This window comes from Myxococcus guangdongensis, from assembly GCF_024198255.1.
GTDB lineage: Bacteria > Myxococcota > Myxococcia > Myxococcales > Myxococcaceae > Myxococcus > Myxococcus guangdongensis.
This window is the reverse complement of the sequence record NZ_JAJVKW010000001.1, coordinates 674445-700205: the sequence shown is the minus strand read 5'-3', so window position 1 is coordinate 700205 and position 25761 is coordinate 674445. Positions and strand designations below refer to the sequence as shown.

General features: G+C 69.8%; 18 protein-coding genes. 6 read left to right on the top strand and 12 right to left on the bottom strand.

The window, feature by feature from the left end:
- The first annotated feature begins 50 nt into the window (after positions 1-50).
- Positions 51-1616, top strand: coding sequence for a DUF5722 domain-containing protein (locus tag LXT21_RS02860; protein ID WP_254036532.1), 1566 nt, complete (start codon positions 51-53; stop codon positions 1614-1616).
- A gap of 70 nt (positions 1617-1686) precedes the next feature.
- Here the strand turns inward: LXT21_RS02860 and LXT21_RS02855 are convergent, their stop codons facing one another.
- The 5 genes from LXT21_RS02855 to LXT21_RS02835 form a co-directional block, all read right to left on the bottom strand.
- Positions 1687-2331 carry a hypothetical protein gene (locus LXT21_RS02855; RefSeq protein ID WP_254036531.1) on the bottom strand — a complete coding sequence of 215 codons (645 nt, stop codon included), beginning with the start codon at positions 2329-2331 and terminating at the stop codon, positions 1687-1689.
- 58 nt (positions 2332-2389) lie between these two features.
- Entirely contained in the window at positions 2390-3049 is a 660-nt protein-coding gene (locus LXT21_RS02850; protein ID WP_254036530.1) for a pentapeptide repeat-containing protein, read from the bottom strand.
- Positions 3050-3435: 386 nt separating this feature from the next.
- The gene (locus tag LXT21_RS02845; RefSeq protein WP_254036529.1) at positions 3436-7365 is read right to left on the bottom strand and encodes a G8 domain-containing protein; all 3930 of its coding nucleotides are present in this window, start codon (positions 7363-7365) and stop codon (positions 3436-3438) included.
- A gap of 50 nt (positions 7366-7415) precedes the next feature.
- Complete coding sequence (locus LXT21_RS02840; protein WP_254036528.1) at positions 7416-8927, bottom strand: ankyrin repeat domain-containing protein; 1512 nt, start codon at positions 8925-8927, stop codon at positions 7416-7418.
- Entirely contained in the window at positions 8924-9550 is a 627-nt protein-coding gene (locus tag LXT21_RS02835) for a hypothetical protein (RefSeq protein ID WP_254036527.1), read from the bottom strand. Before LXT21_RS02835 ends, LXT21_RS02840 begins: the two co-directional genes overlap by 4 nt.
- Positions 9551-9690: 140 nt before the next feature.
- Between LXT21_RS02835 and LXT21_RS02830 the strand changes: the two genes are divergently transcribed.
- The 3 genes from LXT21_RS02830 to LXT21_RS02820 are packed head-to-tail and all read left to right on the top strand — an operon-like array spanning position 9691 to position 13078.
- Entirely contained in the window at positions 9691-10242 is a 552-nt protein-coding gene (locus LXT21_RS02830) for a hypothetical protein (protein WP_254036526.1), read from the top strand.
- Positions 10243-10295: 53 nt separating this feature from the next.
- The gene (locus tag LXT21_RS02825) at positions 10296-11225 is read left to right on the top strand and encodes a right-handed parallel beta-helix repeat-containing protein (protein WP_254036525.1); all 930 of its coding nucleotides are present in this window, start codon (positions 10296-10298) and stop codon (positions 11223-11225) included.
- 8 nt (positions 11226-11233) lie between these two features.
- Complete coding sequence (locus LXT21_RS02820) at positions 11234-13078, top strand: Ig-like domain repeat protein (protein ID WP_254036524.1); 1845 nt, start codon at positions 11234-11236, stop codon at positions 13076-13078.
- Positions 13079-13159: 81 nt separating this feature from the next.
- Here the strand turns inward: LXT21_RS02820 and LXT21_RS02815 are convergent, their stop codons facing one another.
- From LXT21_RS02815 to LXT21_RS02805, 3 genes are all read right to left on the bottom strand, one after another.
- The gene (locus LXT21_RS02815; protein WP_254036523.1) at positions 13160-14014 is read right to left on the bottom strand and encodes an RCC1 domain-containing protein; all 855 of its coding nucleotides are present in this window, start codon (positions 14012-14014) and stop codon (positions 13160-13162) included.
- Between the two features lie 95 nt (positions 14015-14109).
- Positions 14110-15984 carry a tetratricopeptide repeat protein gene (locus LXT21_RS02810; RefSeq protein ID WP_254036522.1) on the bottom strand — a complete coding sequence of 625 codons (1875 nt, stop codon included), beginning with the start codon at positions 15982-15984 and terminating at the stop codon, positions 14110-14112.
- A gap of 370 nt (positions 15985-16354) precedes the next feature.
- Entirely contained in the window at positions 16355-17104 is a 750-nt protein-coding gene (locus LXT21_RS02805; protein ID WP_254036521.1) for an SDR family oxidoreductase, read from the bottom strand.
- Between the two features lie 156 nt (positions 17105-17260).
- On the opposite strand from LXT21_RS02805, the gene LXT21_RS02800 reads away from it, so the two are divergent.
- Both LXT21_RS02800 and LXT21_RS45305 read left to right on the top strand, forming a co-directional pair.
- On the top strand, positions 17261-18157 hold the full coding sequence (locus LXT21_RS02800; RefSeq protein WP_254036520.1) for an AraC family transcriptional regulator: 897 nt from the start codon (positions 17261-17263) through the stop codon (positions 18155-18157).
- A gap of 242 nt (positions 18158-18399) precedes the next feature.
- Entirely contained in the window at positions 18400-19620 is a 1221-nt protein-coding gene (locus tag LXT21_RS45305) for a M57 family metalloprotease (RefSeq protein WP_323393989.1), read from the top strand.
- Between the two features lie 54 nt (positions 19621-19674).
- On the opposite strand, the gene LXT21_RS02790 is transcribed toward LXT21_RS45305, so the two are convergent.
- The 4 genes from LXT21_RS02790 to LXT21_RS02775 all read right to left on the bottom strand — a co-directional run bounded on the left by LXT21_RS02790 (position 19675) and on the right by LXT21_RS02775 (position 25754).
- Complete coding sequence (locus LXT21_RS02790; protein ID WP_254036519.1) at positions 19675-23256, bottom strand: chitobiase/beta-hexosaminidase C-terminal domain-containing protein; 3582 nt, start codon at positions 23254-23256, stop codon at positions 19675-19677.
- A gap of 98 nt (positions 23257-23354) precedes the next feature.
- The gene (locus LXT21_RS02785) at positions 23355-24410 is read right to left on the bottom strand and encodes a hypothetical protein (protein WP_254036518.1); all 1056 of its coding nucleotides are present in this window, start codon (positions 24408-24410) and stop codon (positions 23355-23357) included.
- A 75-nt stretch (positions 24411-24485) separates the two neighbouring features.
- Positions 24486-24842: a hypothetical protein gene (locus LXT21_RS02780; protein ID WP_254036517.1), complete on the bottom strand. Its 357-nt coding sequence runs from the start codon at positions 24840-24842 to the stop codon at positions 24486-24488.
- 30 nt (positions 24843-24872) lie between these two features.
- Positions 24873-25754, bottom strand: coding sequence for a DUF6973 domain-containing protein (locus LXT21_RS02775; RefSeq protein ID WP_254036516.1), 882 nt, complete (start codon positions 25752-25754; stop codon positions 24873-24875).
- Between the last annotated feature and the right edge of the window lie 7 nt (positions 25755-25761).

Sequence of the window (25761 nt, the reverse complement as noted above, 5' to 3'; positions counted from 1 at the left end):
GGTGAGGGAGCGGTTCCCTCCCGGGCCTCGTCATTCACGGAGCGTCCGACATGCATCTGGCATTGAATCGATGGAGCGGCGGGCTGTGTGCGCTCGCGCTGGCCGTGGTGGTGGGGCTGCCGTCCGTGGCGGCGGCGGACCTGCCCTATCCCACGCGGAGCGGCTACCGCATCAAGGGCATCCAGCCCGACTTCTGGCCGAGCTACGACGAACTCGCCGGCAACAACACCGGCGGCGTGGCCATGAACCTGGTGTGGGCCCAGTGGGAGCCCTCGCTGAAGGCCCCTCCCTGCGCGGCGGGTGAGGTGGAGTACAACGCCCACTGTTTCCAGGTGCCCGCCCCGGTGGACGCCGCCATCCGCGAGTGGTCCGCGCGAGGCGTGGTGGTGACGGCGGTGGTGTACGGCGTGCCTGCCTGGGCCCGGGTGGGGCGCACCTGTACGCCCGCGGCGCCGGGCTTCGACATCTTCTGCGCGCCCAACAACGCGGCGGACTACGGCCGCTTCGCGGGCATGCTGGCCCGGCGCTACGACGGCCTGAACGGCAACGGCCGCATCGCGGACTTCGTCATCCACAACGAGGTCAACGCCAACGACTGGTTCGACATCGGCTGCGGGCAGGGCGCCGGGGCCTGCGATACCGCCGCGTGGCTGGACACCTACGCCGCCAACTACAACGCGGCCTATGACCAGGTCATGACGTGGCAGCCGTCCGCGAAGGTGCTCATCTCGCTGGAGCACCACTTCGGGCCGGAGTTCGACGCGCCCGCCGCCTCCAGCCCGCTCTTGTCCGGGGTGACCTTCCTGACCGGCTTCGCGGCGCGCGTGGGGTCGCGCTCCTGGCGCGTGGCGTACCACCCATACGCCCCCGACCTGCGCCGGCCGGAGTTCTCCCCGCTCGACTATCCCCGCGTGACGTACGGCAACCTGGGCGTGCTGCTGGGGTGGCTGCGCCAGACGTTCCCCAACCGCCCCCATGCCTGGGAGGTCCAGCTCACGGAGAGCGGCATCAGCTCCGCCTCGCCGTCGTCGGAGGCCGCGCAGGCGACGGCCGTGTGCGACACCTTCCGCAACGTGCTGGGGACGCCCGGCATCGAGAGCTACATCTACCACCGCATGCAGGACAACGCCGGAGAGGGCGGATTGGCGCTCGGGCTGATGCGCCTCGACGGCTCCGCGAAGCCCGCGTGGGCCACCTGGGCCCTGGCCAACCGCAATGACTTGAACCCGCCACAGCTGTCCTGCGGCTTCGAGACGCTGCCGTACACGCGGCTGCGCCGGGGCAACCACCCGTCCCGGGGACACTGGGCGTCGTCGCGGCTGCTTCCGCCGGGCTTCACCGTGGAGGCGTCATGGCGCCTGTGGCGAGACCCCGTGGCGGGCACCCGCCTGCTCTACGAGTGCCAGGTGGGCAACCACAACCTCATCAGCGGGGAGGTGGGCTGCGAGGGCCTGCGTTCGCTGGGACCGGTGGGCTACATCCACACCAGCCAGGTGGCGGGCTCCGTGCCGCTCTACCGCTGCCGCATCGGGACGGGGCAGGACCACTTCATCTCCCCCGCGTCCAACTGCGAGGGGCAGATCACCGAGCAACTGCTGGGCTACGCCTTCCCGTGAGTCCGCGGGGCGGGGGGCTCCCGCTCGCCCCGTGCCCGCGCTGTCCCACCAGCCCGGTGTTCCCTGCCCGTCAGCCGGTATCGCCGAGCGTGTCCCGCGCGGCGTCGACCAGCTCGCGCACGGGCTTGAGCAGTTCATACATCTCGAGGGGGGTGCGCGGAACGGCGACCACTGTCACCGTCAGGACGCCGTTCTCGATGGAGAAGGTCTCGAAGGCACGGGCCAGGTCCAGCAAGGGCTGTCGCATCCCCGGGCTGAGGAGGATGGCGCGGGCCTTGGGCGTGACGTTCCTCAGGTCCAACGCGTTATCAAGGCTGGCATCTCCAATGTCCTCGTCCTTCGTGCCGAACAGCCTGAGGACCGTATCGTCCAGCGTCTCGGGCCGGATGGCCACCTCGCGCGGAAAGCCGTTGCCCAGCCCGTGCCGGACGATGGTGACGATGTGGAAATACCTCCCAAAGCCCCGATGCTCGGTCTCCACCGTGATGGACCGCCCGGCGTAGCGACCCTTCATCTCCATCGTCCCCGCGGAGTACATGAACCCGGACCTCGCCATGAAGGACCAGCCGCGAGTCTTTGCGAAGCCCTCCCAGGTCTGGAGTTGCTGGTTCCAGCGCTTCCAGCGGACGTAACCGATGAGGCTCGCGAACCCGAGGCCGACTCCGAAGACGCTGGAGAAGATGCCAATCTGAATCCCGGTCATTCCCGAGAGCATCCTCTCTCCGCCCGTATTCGCCAACCCCAGCAAGAACCGTCGCGGCGGGGGCCTGCCCCTACCGGCCCTTCCTCGGCGCGCGCTTCGGGGCCTCGTCGTGGAAGCCCGCCACCAACATGCCCAGGTTCCGGGCGAGCGCGACCGCCGTCTCCACCGGAACCCTCACGTCCTTGAGCTTGTTGTGCTGCGGGTCGAGGAACGTGCCCACCGTGTCCCGGAAGTCCACGCGCGTGAGCATGCAGCCCCGGAAGTTGCTGCCACTCAAGTCCGTGCCCGTGAAGTCCGAGTCCGTCAGGTCCAAATCATAGAAGTTCGACTCCCGCGCCATGCAGCGCAGGACTTCGGTCTTCCGCAGACTCAGCCCGACGAACGAGCAATACGACAGGCCACACTCCACGAAGCGCAGCTCGGGGTTCGACGCGAGGTTGCTCCAGTCGATGCCCATCAGCTTCGAGCCCTCGAAGCGCACGTCCCGGAGCGCGGTGGAGGACAGCTGCGCCCGCGTGAGGTTGCTGCCACGGACGACGCAGTCCTCCAGCCGCGCGCCCTTCCACCGGCTCTCCTGGAGATGGCAGTTCTCGAACGTGCACCGATAGAACTCCTTGTCGGCGAGCACCACGCCCTGGAGGTCGAGCCCCACGAAGGTCTCGTTCGCGAACGACTCCTCGCGCGCGAGCCGCTCCACCACCCCCGGGTCCATCCCACGCTCCGTCGTCATGTGTCGTGTCTCCTCGACCCGCCGCCACACGCGAGCCAGGAGCGTGCCCCGCTCACATGCGGAGCACCTCCGCGACGAGCCGGGCGGGGCGTTCGTTCATCATGCCCGCTCCCACCGAGGGCGACGACTGGATTGATGACACCGTTCCCACCGCGCATGCGTGACGCGCGACATGGCCAGACACCCCGCGAGAATCAGCCGGAGAGAGCCTCCTGGCGGCCACGCTGTCGGTCCACGCCAAAGCGGGGTGGCCGGCGGTGCATCCCGGGACTTCTCGTCGCACGGCGGCGTCTTCCCGTGCGCGACAAGGCCCTTCCCGGGGCGCACCCCACGTCCGATTTCGTGGCGCGGAACGAAGAAAGTCGTCCCGGGCCACTCCATCCGGCTCAGTCCCGCGTGACGGCGGGAGCGGGTACGGCGCGAATCCAGTCGATGTCGAACTGGATTCCCACGCCGCTCACCGGGTCCAGGCGCAAGTCCGTGATGGTGCCAGCCCAGTCGACATGGCCCGCCACCTCGAAGGTGAGCGTCTGGTAGGCGCCGTTGCCGGTGTAGGTTGTGCTCGTCGAGCGCGTGCCGGAGAAGCCGGGCAGGGTGGCCGTGGCGAAGAAGAGCTCGAGCGTGGTGGCCTGTGACGCGCGCATCCGCACCTGGAGCTTCGCCACGCGATTCGCGCGGAAGTCATGGGCCGCGTTCACCACCTGCGCGTCACCGTTGCCCGAGGACGTCCCGGTCAGCACGCCCCCGGTGACGGCGAGCCCCGCGATGCTCGCGGACGTGCTCCAGCCCTCGAGGTCCCCCGCCGCGTTGAACTCCGCGCCCAGGTCCCCCGCGTCGAACGGGTGGCGACCCGCGACGATTTCGGCAAGGTCCGTCATCTGGTCCCCGTCCGTGTCGAGCGGCGGCACCGCGAAGTCTGTGCTCCAGTTGATGACGAAGTTCTGCGCCCTCCCGGTGGCCACCGCCTTGATGTACAGGTCTCCGCCCGGCTGCACGAAGTACCCCGAGGTGGCCGAGGCCCGCAGGTTGGCCAGCGAGGTGCGCGAGGTGAAGCCCCCTTGCGACGACGCGAGGCTCAGGCCTCCCAGCCTCCCGAAGTCCTTGAACCGGGCGACGTAGTGGTCGCCCACGCTCGCGTCCTCCAGGTTCATCGCCACCGTCCTCACGGAGGGCAGGGACGCATAGGCATACGTGTACTCGAAGCCCTCGTTCACCAGGAACGGGAGCTGGTGCCACTCCCGATAGCCGTGGATGTAATAGACGGACGCGGTGGGCGTCCCCGGCTTCTCCCGGGTGACGGTGACATCGGGCGTCTGCTCGAAGGGCACCGCGTAGGTCAGCCGCGACAGGACGAAGCGGTGGTCGCTGCGGTACGCGTTCTCCCAGTTCGCGGGACGGAACTCGTCACCCACCCGCAGGAAGGGATGGCTGGAGATGAGGGTGGTGTTCGGCTTGCCGCTGAGGCCGCCCGTGACGTCGCGCAGCACGATGGACCAGAAGCGCGGGTGCTCGTTGTCGTTGGCGTCGGTGTTCGCCTTGGGCGGCAAGTCGTAGTTGGCCAGGCTGATGCGCGGCGTCCCCGCCGGCGACACCGTGTTCCCGGTGAACAGGTGGTTGGGGTGCTTGACGGCGGCGCCGGTGTTGATGAGGAGGTTGGCGTTGGCCGCGTTCCAACCGACGAAGTGCGAGTCCCGGACCTGTCCCGCGCCGTCGTAGACCCGGTAGGCGTGCTGCGCTCCGGTGTAGAGCGACTCGCCCGAGTTCGCCACGAACAGGCTCTGGTCGATGATGCTGTAGCTGGCCATCATCGCCGCGGTGTGGTTGTCGATGAAGAGGTTGTTGCGGAAGACCAGGTTGTCGGACGGGCCGCCCACGCCGATGCCGGTGTAGATGCCCAGCTCGTTCGCGTACCAGGTGCTGTCCTCGATGAGGTGGAGCGCCGGGTCATCCCAGCCGAGGTTCGGTTGGATGGAGTGGGCGGCGGACAGCCCGTCGAAGATGTCGAACCCGGACCCGGTGCTGTGCGCGCTGTTGCCCTTGAAGGAAATCATCGGCAGCCGCCAGGGCTCCAGGTTGCTGAAGCGCCCATCGGTCGCGGACTGCCCCATGGGCTTCTTGGGGAAGGCGAACCAGAACCCCGTGCCCTCGGTCCCCGCGGCGACGTTGTCCTCGAACGTGTTCTGCGGGTTGGTGATCCAATAGCTGGCCGGCGTGCGGTTCTGGAGCTGGATGAGCTCGTTGTCGGAGGGCGTCAACTGGTCGCCGGGCGCGGGGCGCCGGGTGAGCAGCGTCACGTTCTTCTTGATGACGTTGAAGCGCTCGCTGCCGTCCTCCAGGAACACGCCGTGTCCGACGTGGTCGTAGAAGAAGTTGTTCTCCACCCGCGTGCTCTCCGTGCCGTGGATGGTGATGGCCCGGTTGTAGGACTGGTGGATGCTGGAGTTCTTGAAGTACTGCCCCGCGCCCGCCGCTCCGAGCATGTGCCAGTGGAACGGATAGCGGCCGAGCAGCTTCTTCTGGCCCATGTTGTACAGCTCGACGCCGCTGATGTACGCGGCCGCGTCGGTCATGACCATGACATGGCCCCCGTGGCTCGTGGACGAGGAGGCTCCGTCACCCTGGATCTTGAGGTTGTGGGTGAGCAGGCCCACCTGCGCGCGCAGGTCCGCCGTCCACGTGCGCGAGCCCTGGGCATGGGTCTTCACCGCGCCGGAATGCGCGAAGGTGAGCGGGCTCGACAGCGCCACCCGGGTGTTCCCCTCCGACAGACCGATGAGGGTCCGCTTCTCCGCCTCGTTCGGATTCAGGTGGCTGGAGACCACGACCACGGCGTCTCCCACGCGCCAGTCCACCGCCTCCTTGAGGAGGAGGGAGGTGCTCCCCGCGGCCGCGTTCGCGCCGAGCTGGGACCAGCTCACGCGCTCCTCGCCGTGGAGCCGGATGACGCCGGAGTTCATGGCGCCCAGGAACTTGTTGCCCATGCCCATGACGTCGGAGCCGTCCGGCGCGCCGACGAGCGTGAACACGCCCGCGTTCGGGAAGGGCGTCAGCTCCTGCCCCACCTCGAGCCTGGCGCCGGTGCCCATCACCATCACGTAGCGCGTGGTGACGTCGAAGCCCTGGTTCTGGACGCCGAGCAGCTCCCCGCCCACGCTGATGGCCGTCGTGCTGATGGCGCCCCGGAGGCACACGGCGCTGCCGGCCCCCACGGTGGCGATGTCGTTCGGTCCGGGCACCGCGCCGCCCCAGACCTGCGGGTCCCTCCAGTCGTGGACGAGCTCCATCCGCAGGTCATCCACCAGCGCCGTGTGGTCTCCTCCCGCCGTGTCCACGCCCGCGAGGCTCACCACGCTGGTCCCCGCGGCCAGGTAGATGGGCAGGGAGATCTGCTCGACGTACTGCGTGCCCGTGAGGCGGAACTCGCCGACCTCCGTGCCGGCCACGCTGACGCGGAGGTGCTTCGCGGGGGGCAGGGTGGGGCTGTTGGCGCGCGCCGCGGCCCTGACGCGGAAGCGATAGTGGCCCGCGATGGGGATGCTGACGGAGGTCGACGCGGAGGAGGGGCCCTGGAGGAAGAGGACCTGGACGCCTTCGGGTGCGTTGGGATTGGCGACGGTGAAGGCGCTGCCGTTGCGGCCCAGTCCCGCGCCCGGGTTGAAGGACCACGGGCCGCCCGTGGGGGTGTACGCGTAGCCGGGCGAGGCGGGCAGGGCGGGGGACTCGAAGCCGCTGATGCCGATGTCCCGCACGCGCGTCGCCGTGAGGTCGTCCACGAAGGCGGTGTTGTCGGTGCCCAGGGGATTGGTGCCGTGCAGCTCCACGGTGTGCGCCCCCGAGCCCAGCAGCACCGGGCCCGTGGTGAGGCGTTGGTAGGCGCTGCCCGAGGGCGTGACGCCCAGCACCGTGGCCCCGTCGATTCGCAGCTCCACCCGCTGCTGCGTTCCGGGGACGTTGCCGCGCTGCGCGGTCGCGAAGCTGAAGACGTAGTAGCCCGCGGGGACGTCGAGGGTCCGCGAGGCCGAGGCCACGCCCTGCAACAACATCACCTGGGCGCCCTGCGGCGCGCTCGGGTTGCCCGACGTGAAGGCCGTGCCGTTGCGCGTGAGGCCCGCGCCGTTGACGAACGTCCAGCCCGAACCCGCGGGGGCGTACTGATAGCCCGGCGACGCCGCGAGCGCGGGGACCTCGAACGTCCCGTTGGGGAAGGTGAAGGCGGTGGAGGACGCGGAGCCCAGCGTCGCGGCGAGCGCCTGCGCGGACACGCAGGCCACCGCCAGGATAAGCAGCGAGATGAGTTTATTCGGGTTGGTCGGCATGCGCGACTCTATGTCGCCCATTGCCAGGGAGCGTCAATCGCACACCGGCCTCACGTTCCCCAGAGCCAGGGATTGTAGAGTTCCCATTCGATGAGAGGCGTTGTGGTCCGCACGGCCCTCCCGAGGTTCTCCATCTCCCGCAGGGGGCTGCCCTCCGGGTAGCGGGACTTCGGCCGCTTGCGCTCGGGCACCAGCCCCGCGGCGAAGAGCTCGGCGCCCAACGAGGAGGACTGCCGCGCGCGCTCGTGGAAGTGCCCCGGGTCCATCAGCTCCTGCGCGTGGATGAGGACGCCGCCTGCGCGCAGGGCCTGGACGACGCGGAGGGTGTCCTCCTCGGTGCAGGGGGCGCGAGGCCGCAGCGCTTCTTCGTAGAGCCCCGTGCCGCCGCTCGGGGGCAGGCTCCACCGTGCCCCTCGCTGGAGGAGCAGGGAGACGATGTCCGGCAGGCAGACGCCCGCCGCGTGCTTCAAGGGCGTCCGGGTGCTGTCGCTCTTGTCGATGTCCGCCCCCGCCTCCACGAGCCGCCGCACGAGCGCCGTGTCCACGGGCTCCGTCCCCTGCATCGACGTCAGCAGGGGCGTCGACGAACTGGCCCCCGTGAGGTTGACGTCCGCGCCGGCCGCGAGCAGCGCCTCGGTGAGGTCCCAATCCCGCGCTTGCACGGCCTTGACGAGGGCCGTGTCTCCCAGCGGCTGCTTCTCATTGGGGTTGGCCCCCTTCTTCAGCAGGTGCTTGACCACCAGGCGCATCCGCTTCTCGACGAGCTGGGAGAGCGGCGGCGGCTCCGCGCCCTTCTTCACCAGGGCGAGCAGGGCCTTCTCGTTGTCCTCGCGGAACGCCACCTCCACGGCGGGCAGGGGGCTGATGGTGATGCGCGAGCCGGGGCGCATCGACACGTCGGTGCCGGCGGGGACGGCCATGTTGAGGTGGATGCCGCCCCGGGGGGACAGCCCCGCCGCCTCGACGGCGCGAACCATGGGCACGTTCTTCTGCTCGGCGGCGAGGTCCAGTGCGTCCGCGAGCACGCGCTGCTGGATGCGCCCCTTCGCGCGTTGGCCCAGTTGTTGGGCCTTCTGAACCTTCTTCTTGCTCACCGCCGCCAGGAAGTCCGCTTCCAGCAGGCACGCCTCGTCACCGGGCGAGCCCGCCTTCACCAGCAGCTTCTCCGCGCGAGCCGCGCCCGTGGAGCGCGCGAAGCACCGCGCGGACCAGCCGAAGGGAGGCCAGGCGCTGTTGTTGTGTCGGGGGACTCGCAGCCGCGGGTCCGCCCCCGCCTTCAGCAGCATCCGGAGGACGGTGACGTCATCCTTCTCGCCCGACACCATCAGCGGCGTCATGGAGGAATAGCCATTCAAGCTGTCGCCCGTGATGTTGACCGCGGACTTGTGGTCGAGCAGGTCCTTCATCCGCGCCACATCCCCGTCGAGCGCGGCCTGCATCACCGGCGTGTCCTCCGTGACGCGGGCCCGGGACAGGTACTTGGGGCGCGCGTCGGCGGAGCCTCCGAGCAGGAGCACGAGGAGCGTCACGGGCGCGAGCCGTTGCACGGGGACGAAGGTCATCGGGCGCAGTCCTCTGGGCAGTTGCAGACTTGTTCGAACCTCCCGCACACGCCATCACCGCAGCGCACGCAGGCCGGCTCCTCGGTGGTTCCCTGGATGGGGTTGCACTTGGGGCCGACGTAGTGCTCCGGGGTCCCGCAGCGCGGCACGAGGCCAGGGCAGCACGCCACGCTGGCGCCGTAGATGCCCTCCTCCGCGCACTTCGCCTCGTTGGGATACAGGGGCTGGGTCCTGCAGAACCTCACGCCGTCGCAATAGGTCGCGAGCTCACAGTCCTGGGGGAAGTCATCGCAGCGCTCCACCGACAGGCCCTCGCACCAGACGTCCTGGGTGGAGCGCCGCATCTCGGGGCCCGGTGGCATCCGCTGGGGGATGCGAGGGTCGCGCTTGGGGCCGGTGAGCGGCGGCGTGACGCGGGCCGAGGTCTTCACCTCGGCCTTCGCTTCGATTTTCGGCACGGCCACCGCGGGGATGGGGAGGTCATCCGGGGGCGGCGGGTCCTGGCGCGACACGACGACGGCCGCCGCGCCGCCCACGAGCAGACAGGCGATGACGAGGAGCAGGTTCTTCGCGACGCCCCGCCTCCGGGAGTCGGACGGCGGATGGGGTGCGCCTGGGGCCATCCGGCCATTCAACCCAAAGACAGAGGCTCTTGGATAGTCACCACCGACGCAGCGCCTGCCGGGGCGTGTCATCCCAGGTGTCACGGATTCCGTATAACCTCGCGCCCATTGCAGCCCGAGGGGGCGAGGAGTCGTGCGACGTGAACGGTCCGGACAGTGGGATGGCCTTCGGCGTGATGCTGGGCATGTTGTTCCTGGTGGTCGTGGGGGGCGCTGTCGGGATGGGCGCCGCCCTGCTCATCAAGAAGCTCTTCAACCTGTCGATGGCCGCGTCGGTCGGGCTGGGGTTGGTGTTGGTGCTGGTGGGCGGAGTGGGGCTGTTCGCCGTGGTGTTCGATGACCTCACCGCCTCCTGGTGGGCCGCGCGCACCGCGAAGCCCGTGCACTTCATCGTGCCCAAGGGCTTCAGCGGTCCGCTGTATGTGTTCTTCGACGCGAACGGGCCCGTCGTCACCGAGGTGGACGGCAGGCTGGAGGTGCCGCTCAGCGGCGCGAGGTCGCAGCGGGTGAAGGCGGGCGCGGGGCTCGAGAGCCACTACGCCGACTTCGAGGCCCGTGACACCGAGGGCAGGAAGGTCGCGGTGTTCCTCGACTCGGGCGGCGTCCAGTTCGGTCTCGAGTACCGCGGGTTCTGGTTGGGGGACCAGACGGGGCGGACCTTCGGCGAGTCACCCACCGAGGCGCCGAGGTAGCGAGGACGCCTTTCGGGCGAAGCAAATCCGGCGGGGGCGTTCAGGCAGTCACCATGTCCCGTCCTGGCTCTGTTCGTCGTCGTGTGTCCGGTCTGTTCTCGCTCCCCGCGCTGGTGTGCCTGCTGCTGGGGTCCTCCGCCTGGGCCCAGGCGACGCGCACCTGGGTGTCGGGCGTGGGGGATGACGTGAATCCCTGTTCGCGCACCGCGGCGTGCAAGACCTTCGCGGGGGCCATCTCCAAGACGGCCGCCGGGGGCGCCATCGACGTGCTGGACCCGGGCGGCTTCGGCACGGTGAACATCAGCAAGGCCATCACGATTGACGGCGGGCTCAACGCGGGCGGCATCCTGTTCTCGGCGACGAATGGCGTCGTGGTGAACGCGCCGGGCGCCACCGTCGTGCTGCGCAACCTCACCCTCCATGGGGGCGGCACGGGACTGGATGGCATCCGCATCGTGGCGGCGGCCAGGGTGCAGGTGGAGGGGGGCGCGATTCTGGGGTTCACCGGCTCGGGCATCCACGTCCTGCCGGGCGCGGGCGCCGTGCAGCTCGTGGTGAGGGACGTGTCCGTCCAGGGCGCGTCGGCGAAGACGCCCGCGACCCCGGCGGAGCTGGCGGGCAGCATCCTGCTGGAGAGCGGCTCGGCGGTCATCGTGAACAGCCAGCTCTCCTCCGGTGTCATCGGCCTGCACGCGCTGAACAACGCGAAGGTCACGGTGAGCGACACGACGCTGGTGCACCACTCGGCGCAGGGCCTCCTGGCGGTGGGTGGGGCGCAGGTGGTGCTGGAGCGGTCCGTGGTGGCGCAGAACGGCTCCGGCATCAAGGCGGAGGCCCCGGCCCTGGTGCGTCTCTCCGATTCGCTGGTGGGCCACAACACGGGCCTGGGGATGGAGGGGACGGTCGTCTCCTTCGGCAACAACCGGGTCGCCGCGGGCAACGGCTCGGATGGCGCTCCCACCTCCACGCTCCCCCAGAACTGAGCCGCGCGATGGTGGCTTTCTTTCGTTGCCTCCTCCTGGCCGCGCTCTGCGCCGCCTCCCCCGCGCTGGCCCAGGCGACCCGCACCTGGGTGTCCGGCACGGGGGATGACGCGAACCCCTGTTCCCGCACCGCGCCGTGCAAGACCTTCGCGGGGGCGGTCAGCAAGACGGCCGCGGGCGGCGCCATCGACGTGCTGGACCCTGGCAACTTCGGTCCGGTGACGCTCACCAAGTCCATCACGATTGACGGCGGCGTGGGCGGCAAGGTGCTCGCGCTGGGCGGCTCGGGCATCCACGTCAGCGCCGGCTCCCAGGACGTGGTGGTGCTGCGCCGCCTCTCCCTGTCGGGCAGCGGGACGACGCCGGGGACCACGGGCATCGTGTTCACCAGCGGCAAGGCGCTGCAGGTCGAGCACACCCAGATTCAGGGCTTCCAACTGGACGGCGTGCGCTTCACGCCCGCGGCGGGAGGACAGCTGTTCCTGGAGGATGTCGTGGTGACGGGGAACGGTGAAGCCGGGGTCCGGGTGGGCTCGGCGTCCGGCGTCGCGTCGGCCTTCGTCTCGCACAGCGCGCTGACGGGCAACCGACGAGGGCTGTGGCTCGGCGCGGGGGCGGTGGCGACGGTGAACGCGCTCACGGCGTCCGGCAATACCGAGGCCGGCATCTGGGCGCGCACGGAGCAGGGCGGGACGGCGCGGCTCAACGTGGAGCGGGCCCGGCTCACGCACAATGGCGTGGGGCTGCACGCGGCCTCCGTGGGGACGGGGAGCCAGACGCTGGTGCGCCTGTCGAAGACGGCGGTGGATGCGAATGGGCTCGCGACCACGCGGCTCGTCGGCACCGGCACCGTGCTGTCCTTCGGCGACAACCGGATGGAGGGGGGCTCCTCGTCGGCGTGTCCTGCGGGCGCCGTGTCGCTCGAGGACGTGGCGCTGCCGGGGCTGGCGCGAGGCGCGCTCTTCGCGCCGGTGGAGCTCTCCGTGCTGGGCGCCCTGGGCACTGTCACGACGTCGGTGTCGAGCGCGCTGCCTCGAGGCTTCCGCCTGGAGGGCGGGGTCCTCTCCGGCACTCCCGAGGAGGGGGGTGAGTATTCGTTCACGGTGACGGCGACGGACGGCAATGGCTGTACGGCGTCACGCGAGCTCACGCTGTCCGTGGCGTGTCCGGCGATGTCGTTGGGGCCCACGACCCTGGCGGCGGGCACCACGGGGCAGGCCTATTCCCAGACGCCGTTCGTGCACGAGGGCGGGACGGGGGTGTCCACCTTCGCCATCGCGGGAAAGCTGCCGCGCGGACTCGAGCTTCGTGACGGCGTCCTCGTGGGCATGCCCACCCAACCCGGTGCCTTCGCCTTCACGCTGACGGCGACGGATGGAGGGCGCTGCTCGGCGAGCCGGAGCTACACCCTGGACATCGCGCGCGCCGCCGACTTCCAGCAGGCCTCGCTCCAGCTCGGGGCCTCGGCCAACCCCATGCATGCGGGGGACGCGGTGTCACTCACCGCGCGCGTGGTGGGCGGGCAGGGCGAGCCCTCGGGGACGGTGACCTTCTACAGCGGCACCCAGGTGCTGGAGGTCGTCACGGTGAAGTCGCGCGAGGCGACGCTCTCGCTGTCGAAGCTCGCTCCGGGCACGTACACCCTGAGCGCGGCCTACAGCGGTGACGCGCGCTTCGGCGGAGTCGACGCGGCGCCGGTGACGCTGGAGGTGCTGCCGGCGAAGTCCCCAGGCAGCTCGGACGACGGCGAGGGCTGCGGCTGCGGGCAGTCCGGTGGTCCCGGGAGCGCGCTGTTGATGTTGCTGGTGTTGGGGCTGGGCCTTCGACGCAGGAGCGCGCCGAGGCCCGGCTGACGTCGGCGCGTGCCCTCGTGCACGAGGCGGGTGGAGGCGCTCTCCCGTGTCGTCACGAGGGCACTGCGTGACAGGCGCCGCCTACCAGATGGGCGCCGGTGGCGCCCGATGGGCCGAGCCGCCCTGACACAGCTGGCCCAGGGCGGAGCTGCCCCAGCTCAGCACGGAGCCGTCCGCGCGCGTGGCGACGGAGTGGTCCGTGCCGGCGGAGATGGAGACGACGGGACTTCCCGTGGGAGCACTCCAGGCCACCGGCACGAGGCTCATGGCCTCCGCGCCATTGCCCAGCCGGCCATCGGCCGTGAGCGCCAGCGAGTGCACGTTGCCCGCGGCGATGGCCACCACGCCCGACAGGCCCTGGACCTGGACGGGGACGAGCCGTCGCGTGTTCGTCCCATCACCCAGCTGGCCCGCGGCGTTGAGGCCCCAGGCCCACACCGTCCCATCCGCCTTCAGCGCCAGTGAGTGGGAGAAGCCGGCCGCGATGGCCACGACGTTCGTCAGCTCCGGCACCACGAGAGGCACCGGGCGTGTCGTCACGCTCCCGTCCCCCAGCTGTCCCTGGTTGTTCTGGCCCCAGGTCCACACCGTCCCGTCCGCCTTCAGCGCCAGCGAGTGGTTCTCACCCACGCCCAGCGCGCCGATGCTCGACAGCTTCCACACGCGGACGGGACGCGGGCTGTCCCAAGGGGCGCCGTGGCCCAGCTGGCCGTGGGTGTTGTCTCCCCAGGCCCACACCGTGCCATCCGGCCGGAGGGCCAGGCTGTGATTGCGTCCGGCCAGGACCCAGCCCTGACGCGAGCCGCCCTCGGCCAGCCGCGCCTGCTTCGCGAGGGGCCGTGCGGCCAGCGCCGTGCCTCCCAGTCCTGTCAGGCAAAGACACAGCAGAGACAATCCACGGACGGCGCCAGTCAGACGTCGTGACACTCGATTCATGGGGGCTCCCCCTCTGGGTGCGGCCCTTCAACCGAAGCACCGTCGGGGGCTCGGGAGCAAGAGGGGACCCCGTGTCTGTCAGAACGGCGTGCCGCTCAGCGCAGCTCCTGGGCGAACTGCTCGCGATAGCGGCCCTGGAGCGTCTTCAATTCCTCCTGCATGCCGGCGGCGCGGTACTGCTCCGCCAGCAGCCGCCACGCCTCGGTGTGCAGGGGCTCCAGCGTCACCACGCGCTCCAGGTGGGTTCGCGCCTCCGCGCGCGTGCCGGACGTGGAGGCCATCCAGCCCAGGATGAAGTGCGCCTGCACCGCCTCGTCGGACGCGGCCACCGCCTTCCGACACGCCGTCTTCGCGGGCCCCAGCCTGCCGGAGCGCAGGTGGAGCTCGCAGTCGAGCACGTGCTGCACGGCCGCGCGTGGGAACTCCCGCTTCAGCCACGCCAGTCGCGTCTGCGCCTTCGCCGCGGGGCCCTTGTCCAGGGCCGCCTCCACGTCCTTCGCCGCGCGGATGAGCTCGCCCTCCCGCTCCACCGCGACGCCGCTCGCGGCGGGCTCCACCGGCAGGGCCATCCACCTCCGGGTCTGCACGGTCCAGGTCCGCACGGCCCGGGTTCGTTGTCCGTCGCCCGTCTTCTGGAGGGCCTGCTCGGTCCAGGTGAGCGAGGAGGTCTGCTTGAAGAGCGCCGCCAGGTCTCCCCAGACCTCCGATGATGTCCCGGGGGCCGCCTCCATCCGCTGCCGAGCCCGCACCAGGTGTCCCTGCGCCTCCAGGTGCCGGCCTTGCTGGACGTCCAGGGCGGCGAGCTGGAGCAGGGCGGAGGGGTCCTTGGAGAACTTCTCCGCGGCGGCCGTGCACTGCGCCCGCGTCGCGGGCAGCGTGGGCGCGGCCCGGGTGCCCAGGTAGCAGGCCAGTGATTGGATGTGGGCGTGCTCCGGATGGAAGGGCGCCAGGGACTCCATCTGCTGCGCCGCGACCTCGACGCGCCCCTCTCTTTCCAGGGCGAGGATGGTGTCGAGCCGGCGTCGGTCATCGGCGCTCAGGGCGCTCGCCTTGGGGGGCTGTTGGAGGAGTGGCGCGGTGCCCTCGCGGACCTTCGCGAGCCAGTCGACGATGGCCTCCTTCTGGGGGCCCTCCCATTCCGGCCAGGGGGTCGAGGTCAAGAGCGCCCACAGCTCGTTCGCCCAGGCGAGCGCGGCCGCCTCGTCGTGGCGGGCCTTCGAGGCGTGTCGCAGGCTGGTGGCGAGCAGGGACAGCGTCTGCGGCGAGAAGGCCCCCTGGTTCGACCCGTAGTGAGGGAACATCATCCAGTGTGAGTTGTTCACGTGGAACGCCCCCAGCGTGTGCGCCCACTCGTGGAGGAAGACGGACGTCTCCTTGTGCTGCTTGCGCTGCTGGTAGAGCGTCTGCTGCTCGTCCTGGGGGAGGTGCACGAGCGCCTCCATGATGGCGCGGACCTCATCGGGGTTGCCCATCTCCCGAATCACGAAGTGGCGTCCGAACATCCGCGCCATGCCCAGCTCGTGATGGGAGGCGGTGTAGAACTTGAGCGTGGAGACGAGCCCCACCACCAGGTCCACGCCTTCGCCCGGGTCCGCCAGCTCCAACGCGCTCAGCGAGCCCTCCAACTCCCCCTCGACGCCGCGATGCGCCCACTCGCGCGTCGACTCGAGCTCGAACTCGACGCCCAGGGGGCCCCGCACCACCGCGCTCGCGCGCTGCAGCTGGGACACGATGCTGCTGCGCCAGCGCACCACCTGCTCCCGGTAGTCCGAATCCGCGTAGACGCGCACCCGGAGCTTCTGGACGGCCCCCACCGTCGCCTTCGACGTGGACTCCAGCTTCGCCGGAGCGAGCGTCTGCGCATGCTCGCGGGCGTAGTCCACGGGGCGCTTCACGCAGGACAGCCCCAGGAGGCAGAGCGCCACCAGGGCGCAACGCGCCTCGAATCTCTCGACACGACGTGTGTTCATTGTGTCCCCCCTCATGCGGAGCCCGTCAGGACCGGGCCGACTCCCGGTGACGGTTGGCGATGGGGAGCAGGTCGACCTGACAGCGCCGCGGCGGTGGAGGGTATCACGCCACCGCGGAGCCGTCATTTCGAGAGGCGAGTAAGGCTTCCGTGTGCTCGCCCGACGGGCCTGCCCTGTCGCTGGCCGCGCACGCCCTCCTCCATCACCCCGTGGTCGGAGTGGAGTCCGTGGCCCGCCGGGATGTTCCTGACTCCGAGCGGGAGCCTCGCGCGGCGCCGCTGCTGCCACTGGCTCGACAGCGCGGCCACGCGTCTCATGAGACGCGTGTTTGTCTTCATGGAAACAGGGCGGGGCCGTGCCCGCGGGCCGGCTACGCAGAGCGGGCCAGGGCCAACGCGACCGCGTCAGGGCCTGCGGGGAAGCGGAGCGCTCCCGAGGTGTCGTTCGCGGCCCGCCAGACGGCCTGCGCCACGTCCGACTCGCGCGTCACGGCGGTCGGTTGTCCGAGCGACGCGAAGATGTGCTGGGCGAAGGGCGCGTACGGCTGGGGGAACAGTCCTTCCATCCGGGGGCCTCCATTGTGGGTGAAGCGCGTGCCCGGGCAGTACCCCGGCTCGACGAGCTTCACCTCCAGGCCGAAGGACTCGAGCTCGAACCGGAGCGACTCCGTGAAGCCCTCGATGGCGACCTTGCTCGCGGTGTAGACGGCCACGAGCGGCATCGGCGCCAGCGTCGCGCTGGACGTCACGTTCACGATGACGCCCGACCCGCGCGCGCGGAGCAGGGGCAGCACCGCCTGCGTCATCGCCATGACCCCGAAGACGTTCGTCTCGAACACCTCGCGCACCGTGGCCATCGGCGTGGCCTCGAAGGCCCCCATGAGCCCGATGCCCGCGTTGTTGACGAGCACGTCGATGGGCCCGCTCGCCTCCAGCGCGGCGGCGATGCTCGCGGGCTTCGTCACGTCGAGCGATATCACCCGCAGCCGCTCCGAGGACGGGAGGAGGTCCGCACGGGGCGTCCGCATGGTGGCGACCACGTTCCAGCCCTGGGCGTGGAAGTGGCGCGCGGTCTCGAGTCCATAGCCGGAGGAGCACCCCGTGATGAGCACCGTCTTCATGAGCGAGCCTCCAGCGTCCAGCCACCCGTGACTTCGTACGTTGCGGTCATGTCGACTCCCTGCCGCGGTTCGCGGCGTCGATGAACCCAAGGTACGCGCAGCCATCTGGACGCTCCACCACAGGACGTCCGGATTTCTTTTGCTAGAGTCCAGCGCATGAGCGACCCGCTGTCGGAAGTCATCGCGCTGCTCCAGCCCAGGGCGGTCTTCTCGAAAGGCATCAGCGGCGCTGGCGCCTGGGGTGTTCGCTACTCGGACTTCGGCCAGCCGAGCTTCTGTGCCGTGCTGGAGGGGCGCTGTCGGCTCGCGGTGGACGGGCAGGTGCCCATCACGCTCGAGGAGGGCGACTTCGTCCTGCTGCCGGCGACGCCGGGCTTCACCATCTCCGGGTTCGAGCCGGTGATGCCCGAGCGCGTGGACCCCAAGGTCGCCGCGTCTCCACGAGGCGAGGTTCGCCACGGCAGACGGGGAGGCCGCCCGGAGGTGCGTCTGCTCGGCGGTTACTTCGTCTTCGATTCGCCGGACGCGGCCCTGATGGTGTCCTTGCTCCCGGCCGTGGTGCACGTGCGCGGCGTCGAGCGGCTCTCCCTGCTGGTGCGGCTCGTCGGCGATGAGACAGGCGAGCAGCGCTCGGGGCGGGAGCTGGTGCTGACGCGGCTGGTGGAGCTGTTGCTCATCGAGGCGCTGCGCTCGACGTCGGGGGACGACGCGCCGCCGGGGCTGCTCCGTGGGCTGGCGGATGCGCGGCTCGCGCCGGCGATCCGGCAGATGCACCGTCACCTGTCTCGCCCGTGGACGGTGGCGCAGCTGGCGAAGAGCGCGGCGCTCTCCCGTTCGGCGTTCTTCGACCGCTTCTCACACACCGTGGGGCTGGCCCCCATGGAGTACCTGCTCGGTTGGCGGATGGCCGTCGCGCGGGGGCTGCTGCGCGGCCGGGAGCTCAGCATCCACGAGGTGGCCGAGCGCGTGGGTTACAGCTCGGCGAGCACCTTCACCACGGCCTTCAGCCGCCATGTGGGCCAGTCTCCGGGGCGCTACGCGCGCGCGAGCTGACCCCGGGGGCGCCCGCATCCGCGGCGCGCGCTCTCGGACCTTGATACCGATACATTGTGGAGTCGAGGAACCTGGCTGTGCGGTGCCGCGACGCCGTGAGCGCCAGTCGACACGCGGACACCGGCCCCCCGCGCTTTCATCGCCGTCGGCGCACAGGGGTCGATAGGCATTGGAGGCCTGCTCGCGAGAAGGCTCGAGCAGCGCAGGCCTGCCGTCGCCCAGCCTTCGCGAAGAGATGCCCCGTGTATCCAACCCCCCAGTCCCCGAAGTCCCTCCTTTTCGCCATCGCCGTGAGCAGCCTCCTGTCGTGGGGTTGTGGAGAGCAGCCCGCACCCACGCAGGAGATTGTCGACAACCTGATGGAGGTGGGCTTTCCCTCCAATGACATCCAAGTCGTGGGAGAGCGCGTCTATGTCGGCAGGGACGCGGAGGTCACCCTGGAGGCCTCCCGTGAGATGTCGCAGGTCTCCGCCTCCGAGGAGCAGTACCGCACGACGAACCTCGTCGGCGCGGCCGTGACGAAAATCTGTGTCAATGGCTCCGCCTTCACCGGGGTGTTCAGCACGGCGCTGGACCTGGCCATCCAGAACTACACGGAGCGCTCCCTGCGCTTCACGATGGCGCGCGCGCCGAGCACCGGTTGCAGCTTCACCATCCAGGCCAACATCGACCCGAACCTGAATGGCGGCGTGGCGGGGTTCCCGGCCAATGGTCTGCCGTTCGCGTCCATCACCATCGGCGGACGGCTCAGCCAGTACGGCGTCGACGTCATCGAGCACGTCATCACGCACGAGCTGGGTCACACCATCGGCTTCCGCCACTCGGACTTCTACAACCGGACCATCAGCTGCGGCACCGGTGGCGGCGAGGGAGACGCTGGAGTGGGGGCCATCCACATCCCGGGCACGCCGACCACGGCGACCGTCGGGGGCTCCATCATGAACTCGTGCTTCCGCTCCGCGGAGACCGGTGAGTTCACGGGCAGCGACGTCACCGCGTTGCTCGCGCTGTATCCGCAGGCCGCGGGCTCGCGGCTGTCCTTCCGCACGGCCACGGGGAACTTCCTGGTCGCGGAGAATGGCGGCGGCACGTTCGTGGGCGCCGACCGGACGGCCATCGGTGACTGGGAGCGCTTCGGTTACGTCGACCTGAACGGCGGCGAGCTGCTCAGCAACGACCTCGTCAACCTGCGCGCGGCCAACGGTCAATTCGTGGTGGCGGAGAACGGTGGTGGCGGCGTGGTCAACGCGGATCGCGCGACCGCCCAGGGCTGGGAGACCTTCCGCCTCATCAACCTGGAGGGCAGGAGCCGCTTCCAGGCCGGCGACCGCGTGGCCCTCCAGGCCTCCAATGGACAGTACGTGGTGGCGGAGAACGGCGGTGGTGGCAATGCCTCGGGCGCGGTCAACGCCAACCGCTCCGCCATCGGCGCGTGGGAGACGTTCGTCCTCTTCCTCCCGTGACGCCGGAGGGCTCCCGCGCGGCCCCGCGGGAGCTGCTCCGTCCTCTCCCTGTCTTCAACAGGAGGGAGTCAGCCGGTAGACGCGGACACCCAGGCTCTCGCTCACGTTGACCTGGCATTGGTTCCCCGTGCAGGGGATGGGGACGAGGGTGGGACTGGTCGTCGTCGTGATGCCCACCCACTCGGAGACGCTGAAGCCGCAGCCGCTCCGGGTCAATGGCATGTTCAGCGTGGTCATCGGCCCCACCGCGTGCAGCAGCAAGGTGTTGTCGGACGCCTCGACCACGGCGTCCATGCAGGCTCCACCCGGGGTGCAGGAGAAGACGTGGACCCCCGCGTCGCGCGCCACGTCGCGCAGCATGGACGTGGGGACGCCTGGGACCGCGGCGAACGCGACCTTGTAGGTTCCGGAGGCATCCGAGACGCGCTTGACGGCGAACGCCACGTCGGTGCTGTTCGCGTAGCGCGACAGCATGCGCGAGTCGATGCAGTTGACCGCCGAGGTATTCGGGCAGAGGGCCGCGCCGGTGCCCCCCACGTCGACGCGGTACTGGAGCGGGAAGTTGCCCAACGAGAGGGGGCCACCCAGTCCATCGTGGGGATACCCGCTCCCATCCATGTAGGACGTGGCGGCGAACGCCGGCGTGTTCGTGCGCCGCGACACCGGCATGCCCAGGGTGCTCGAGACATTGGCGTCCGCGGCGTCGCCGTTGCCATCGATGACGCCAGGGGCATAGAGGTAGAGGAGCGTCCGCCCGTTGCCCGCGAGCTTCTGCTGGATGCGCTGCTTGTCGGCGACGGACAGCTTGTAGGCGTCGGGGAAGATGGCCAGCCGCAGGTGGGACGTGTCCAGCGTCGCCAGGTCGGACAGGAGGTAATGCTGAGCCGGCGCTCCCACGCGGGAGAGCGCTTCGATCTGCCCCATCATGGTCGCGGTCGCGAACTGGTAGGCCGGGGCGCCTCCCAGGCCGTCCAGGGGGTAGTGCGACACGGACTGCTCGTCCACGAAGACGGCGATCTGTGGCGCGTACACGCTGCCGGTGCTCGCCACGGTGGACGCCAGCGTGCTGGTGTTCTTGAGGGTGTTCCAGAGCGACGCCGTCTCCGTCGGGCTGTCGGGGCGCCCGAGCCATCCCAGGGCGTTCAGGTCGAAGTAGTAGAGCCCCGTGCCGTGGATGGCCGCCGTGAGCCCATCGCGCACCAGCAGCCGGTTCGTCTCCTCAATCGTGGTGGCGTGGCGCCACGGGTCGTCGAGCACCGCGAAGTGCGTGCGGATGTCCCCCTCGAACTCGAAGTGCTTGCCGCTCCGGGTGACGGCCTCGATGGACGTCTGCGGGGAGAGCCCGAACCCGAGCCTGCGCGATTGCTGGTAGGAGAAGGGCGCGGCGACGATGTCGATGTTCGGGTCCAACAGCAGCGTGGCGAGCCCATGGTGCATGGAGAACGCGCGGCGCGCGTTGGGGCCGTAGGAGTACCCGTAGAAGACCTTGTTCAGCGCCTTGCCGCCGGTGATGTTCTTCACGTGGGCGGCCATCCGGGAGATGGCGGCGACCAGGTTGTCGACTTCGGCGCGGGAGAGCTGCACGGCGGCGGCCTTGGTGCTCCCCGCCAGGAAGATGCCGAAGTTCTCCGTCATCCGATTCGTGAGCGTGGCGGCGGGCGTGCCGGAGTCATCCTGGAAGAAGAACGCCGAGGTGTGGAGCGGATCCCACGGGAAGACCGCGCCGGTGTCGTGGCCACTGACATGGCGGGGCGCGTAGAAGAACTCGCCCCCGGCGAGATACGTGAAGCTCAGGCCAATCACCCGTCCCCGCGTCTCCGGTTCCGCCTCCAGCAGGTCCGCGACCGTGGAGATCTCCACCTCGCGCGTCGTGAGCCACGCCGCGTTGATGCGCTTGTAGGGCTTGAGCACGCCGTTCGCCTGTCCGCAGAGCGCATTGGCGGAGTAGCGCGTCCCCTGATTGTTGTAGAGCGCCATGTAGGTCGAGGACTGGTAGTCCTCTCCCGGGGCGCAGCTCCCGGTGGACTCCTCGATGTCGAAGAGGTCGAACCGGACGATGAGGTACGGGTCGAACCCGGGGTAGGCAAGACGGACCTTCCTGAGGCGGGTGGCCAGTCGGTTGATGGCGCCCGCGCCCCGGTAGCCGATGGAGGCCACCTCCACGACGAAGCGCGTGCCGAACGTCTGCGTCCTGGCCAGCTCCGCCAGTTGGAGGTCGATGACGGCATCCTCCGCCACGCAGTCGGTCTTGCACGCCTGGAGGTTGAAGGCGTGGTGCAGCGGGCTGAGCACCTGCCCGTTGACGGAGATTCGCTTGCCGCCGTTGACGGTGACGATGGAGGCGGCGGGCCCCGTCCAGTTCGATATCGAGAGGGTATAGGTGGCGCTGGCCGGAGTGCTGCTGGTGAAGCCCGCGCGACAGGCGACGGCGTGGACCGTGCGCGTCATGCTCACCGTGAAGGGCACCGAGTAGGTGAGCGAGGGCGCGCCGCAGACGGGCGTGCTGCCGTCGAGGGTGTAGTGGAGCGTCGCGCCGGGCGTCGTGGTCGACAGCGTGATGCTCTGCGCGCTGCTGTAGGTGCCACCGATGGGCGAGAACAGCGGGGGCGCCGCGGCGAAGGCATACGCGGCCGTGGTGACGGTGCTCGCGGTCGAGCCGCTCTTGCATGCGATGGCCCGGACGGTCGTGGCGGAGGAGAGCGGGATGGGCGTGGTGTAGAGGCTCCCCGCGCCGCACGTCGGCGTGGTGCCGTCGAGGGTGTAGTAGACGCTCGCGCCGCTGGTCGAGGAGGACAGCGTCACGTTCACGGGGGTGTTGTAGGTGCCCGCCACGGGCGTGGGGGAGGGCGCGAGCACCGTCGCGACGGCGGGCACCGTCGGGTTGCCGGCGACCAGGTCGGTGATGTCCGTGCCGGACACCATGGCATACACATACAAGGGCTGGCCCTGGAACTGGGCGAGGACCGGGTCGGACAGACGAATCCGGAAGCGGTGTCGTCCCAGGGACGTGTTGCAGGCAGCGCTCAAGGCGGGCTCGGAGGCGACGTCCGCCAGCCCCCCGTGGAAGAGCGTCCCTGAAGGCCAGGGCCCGCCCGCGTAGACGTTGAGCTCCACGGATTGGTTGACGCCATAGGCGCACGTCCACCCCTCCAGGTAGTAGCCATCCGTCCGCCAATACACCCCTTCGACGGACCCCCTGACCAGGCCGTTGTAGGGGGACGCGGGGATGGAGATCTGCCCCGACCCCGGGACGAGGTTGTTCACGCCATGGGCGACCAGGTGGGCGTAGGCGTAGAGCGGCTTGCCCGCGTGTTGCTTGAGCAGGTGCTGCGGGAGCTGGAAGCGGAAGCGGTGTCGGTTGAGGCTGCTGCCACATGCCGTGGAGACCCCCGGCTCCGACAGGACATCCGCGCGCGTGCCGCCCAGCATCGTCCCCATCGGCCACGGCGCGCCGGCATAGACATCCACGTCGACCGACTCGGAGATGCCGTAGGCACACGCCCACCCCTCCACGAGGTAGGTCGAGTTCCTCCAATACACCCCCTCGAGATTGCCTCGCACGTCATTGCTCGCGAGGGCTTCCATGGCGAGCAGGGCGAGTGTGACAGCGATGAGCCGCGCGTGGGTTCGACACATGTGGGGAATCTCCCGGAATGTGCCGATTTACATGTTTTGCTGTTCTTGGTGCAAGGTGGGTGGAAATGGATGCCAGGGCGTGTGCGCCGAGGGAGGCGTTACTCCTTCTCGACGTACAGCTCGCCGCTCATGCCGATGGCCCCGGGCTGGAGGGACCATCCCGGGTGCTCGGGCATTAGGAAGAGCGTGCGTTTGCCCTCGGGCGTGCGCGCCGCGCCAATAAGGAGGTAGCGGCGTGTGCGCTGCGCTCCAGCGAGCGTGAGCACGTCATGCTTCACGCTCCAGGTCCCCGTGTCCGACTCGGTGCCGAACGCCATGGCCCCCGCGGGACCCGAGCCCCCCACGTACTTGAACTGGAAGGCGTGGTCGGGCTTGAAGACGTAGTCCGAGCGGGACGTCACCGCCCGCATCGTGGTGCCTCCGGTGAAGGTATTGACCCATTGCCCCGTGGTGGTGGAGCCGTGGACGAAGCTCCCCGTCACCTCGGAGTCCGTCACCAGGGGCAGGCCCACGGGGCTTCCGCGCACGCCCTTCAAGGCGTCCTCGACGCGGACGTGGGACGTGCCCCAGGAGCTCTCCGCCATCATCCCCTGGGCCGCGACGACGCCACCCTCGGAGACGTAGCTCTGGATGAACACCAGCGACTCCAGCCGGTCTCCCGCCTCGACCAGGTAGAGGCTCAGGCGGAAGCGCCGGCCATTGCCCTTGTGGGACACCGTCGCGGAGGTGAAGTGCGCCCGCGCACCGTTCGCGACGAAGCGGCGCAGCACCAGGGGGTTCGGCTTGACGTCGTTCCAGTCCGCGCCGATGCGCTCGCTCCACATGCGCGAGAGCCTGGCTTCCGCGTCACCGAGGCCGGGCACGCTGCCCAGGGGGATCAGCTCCACGCCCAGCGTGTCGCCCCGGTCCTTCCACTCGGTGATGAAGCCGCCGCCCTCGCGCTGGGACCAACCCTGGGGGGCGTCGAGCCCGAAGCCGCCGGGCTCACCGGGAGTCCCTCCCCGCGCGACGCCACTGTTGCCGACTGGCGTCGCCGTGTCGGAGGTGGCGAAGAAGCCCAGGGCCATGAGCCCCAGCGAGCCGCTGCAGCACAACGCGGAGACACCACCGAGCGTGACGAGGATCCAGAAGAGGGGGCCGCGAGGACGAGACATGGTCTCATCGTGACACACCCCACGCAGGTCTCCCATCCGCGCGGGAGCCACTTCACGCGCGGCGCCGGCGCCCCCTCAGCTCCGCGTCACCCGGAACCGGGTGACCCGGTCCTGGGCGTCGAAGTCGATGATGAAGTACTCGTAGGAGACGCCCACGGGGGACACGCCCAGCTCGTAGACCTCGCTGGTCCCTCGGCGCTGCTCCGGCTCGCCGAGCAGCGTGTGTACATCCTCGCGGCTCATGCCTTCCCTCAGGTGGTGCTGCTTGAGCGCGACCACCATGCCGACGCGCGGATTCTTGTCCGCGCCACTGCCCCGCTGTGCCTTCCACTGCTCCGAGTCGAAGGCACCCTTCTGCGTTGTCGACACCACGTGGACCCCCAGGCCTGTGAGCAGGAGCAGCACGGCGCCAATCCCTGCCCGACGCCGCATGTTCCCCATCCTCGGCGTGACTGTCACCTATCAGTAGGGGTCGGCGTAGACGTCCCCGGGGGGGACGGGCTGTCCCCCGGTGCCAGGGACGAGGTTCGACAGTCCGTGCTGGTCGACGGGAACCTTGTTGCTCCACTGCAGTTGGTTCTGCTGGTCGAACAGCACCAGCTTGCCGTCGGTCACGGCCTGTTGGACCAGGGTGGCCAGCTCCTCGGGTGAGGCATTGGGGTTGTCCAGGGCAATCTGCCGGCCGACCTGGTTGTTGTAGAGGTCCATCGCCTCGCGGTCCGCCGCGTTGAACGGCATGCCTTCGTGGGCCGTGGCGAATTGCTTCGTCCACTCCGCGCCGAACTCGCGCGTCATCAGCGCATTCCAATAGGCGTGGCGGAAGGCGTCGCGGTGGCCATCCTGGCCTCTCCACTCGTCCACCCGATCTTGCGGCACATGGCTCGGGGGCGTGCCCGTGGTGGGATAGAGCCGCGAAGACGTCTCGAGGGCCTGGTCCTTGATGTTGTTGAAGGTGTTCAGCCCCACGAGCCCCCGCTGAGCCGCGAGCCCGTCCAGCATGCGCCCCTCGGTGGCGGTGACCTCGAACTCGGGCGCGAAGGGGATGGGGACGACGCCGCCCGCCTTCGGGCTCCAGCTGACGACCGCGTCATCCGCCGTCTGGAAGTCGCGCTGAATCTGAGCGAGGTCCGGACGGGCCGTGCTGCCGGGCTCGGAAGGTCCGGACGCCCGGGAGGCCTCGAAGGCATCCCTGCCATCCCACCCCGGCACCTGCGCGCGCCGTGAAGGCGCGGAGGGATTCGAGGAGGTCGTCTCGTTTGTCGCTCGCGCCTGCTCGGCTCCGCCTGCTCCGAGGCGTCGGGTGATGCTTCCGATGACATCCCTGCCGATGGATGCGATGGACATGGCGTGG

Bases quoted from the DNA above. Each gene is read 5' to 3' on its own strand.
- LXT21_RS02860 (WP_254036532.1), top strand. From the start codon at position 51: ATGCATCTGGCATTGAATCGATGGAGCGGCGGGCTGTGTGCGCTCGCG.
- LXT21_RS02855 (WP_254036531.1), bottom strand. From the start codon at position 2,331: ATGCTCTCGGGAATGACCGGGATTCAGATTGGCATCTTCTCCAGCGTC.
- LXT21_RS02850 (WP_254036530.1), bottom strand. From the start codon at position 3,049: ATGACGACGGAGCGTGGGATGGACCCGGGGGTGGTGGAGCGGCTCGCG.
- LXT21_RS02845 (WP_254036529.1), bottom strand. From the start codon at position 7,365: ATGCCGACCAACCCGAATAAACTCATCTCGCTGCTTATCCTGGCGGTG.
- LXT21_RS02840 (WP_254036528.1), bottom strand. From the start codon at position 8,927: ATGACCTTCGTCCCCGTGCAACGGCTCGCGCCCGTGACGCTCCTCGTG.
- LXT21_RS02835 (WP_254036527.1), bottom strand. From the start codon at position 9,550: ATGGCCCCAGGCGCACCCCATCCGCCGTCCGACTCCCGGAGGCGGGGC.
- LXT21_RS02825 (WP_254036525.1), top strand. From the start codon at position 10,296: ATGTCCCGTCCTGGCTCTGTTCGTCGTCGTGTGTCCGGTCTGTTCTCG.
- LXT21_RS02820 (WP_254036524.1), top strand. From the start codon at position 11,234: ATGGTGGCTTTCTTTCGTTGCCTCCTCCTGGCCGCGCTCTGCGCCGCC.
- LXT21_RS02815 (WP_254036523.1), bottom strand. From the start codon at position 14,014: ATGAATCGAGTGTCACGACGTCTGACTGGCGCCGTCCGTGGATTGTCT.
- LXT21_RS02810 (WP_254036522.1), bottom strand. From the start codon at position 15,984: ATGAACACACGTCGTGTCGAGAGATTCGAGGCGCGTTGCGCCCTGGTG.
- LXT21_RS02805 (WP_254036521.1), bottom strand. From the start codon at position 17,104: ATGAAGACGGTGCTCATCACGGGGTGCTCCTCCGGCTATGGACTCGAG.
- LXT21_RS02800 (WP_254036520.1), top strand. From the start codon at position 17,261: ATGAGCGACCCGCTGTCGGAAGTCATCGCGCTGCTCCAGCCCAGGGCG.
- LXT21_RS02790 (WP_254036519.1), bottom strand. From the start codon at position 23,256: ATGTGTCGAACCCACGCGCGGCTCATCGCTGTCACACTCGCCCTGCTC.
- LXT21_RS02785 (WP_254036518.1), bottom strand. From the start codon at position 24,410: ATGTCTCGTCCTCGCGGCCCCCTCTTCTGGATCCTCGTCACGCTCGGT.
- LXT21_RS02780 (WP_254036517.1), bottom strand. From the start codon at position 24,842: ATGCGGCGTCGGGCAGGGATTGGCGCCGTGCTGCTCCTGCTCACAGGC.
- LXT21_RS02775 (WP_254036516.1), bottom strand. From the start codon at position 25,754: ATGTCCATCGCATCCATCGGCAGGGATGTCATCGGAAGCATCACCCGA.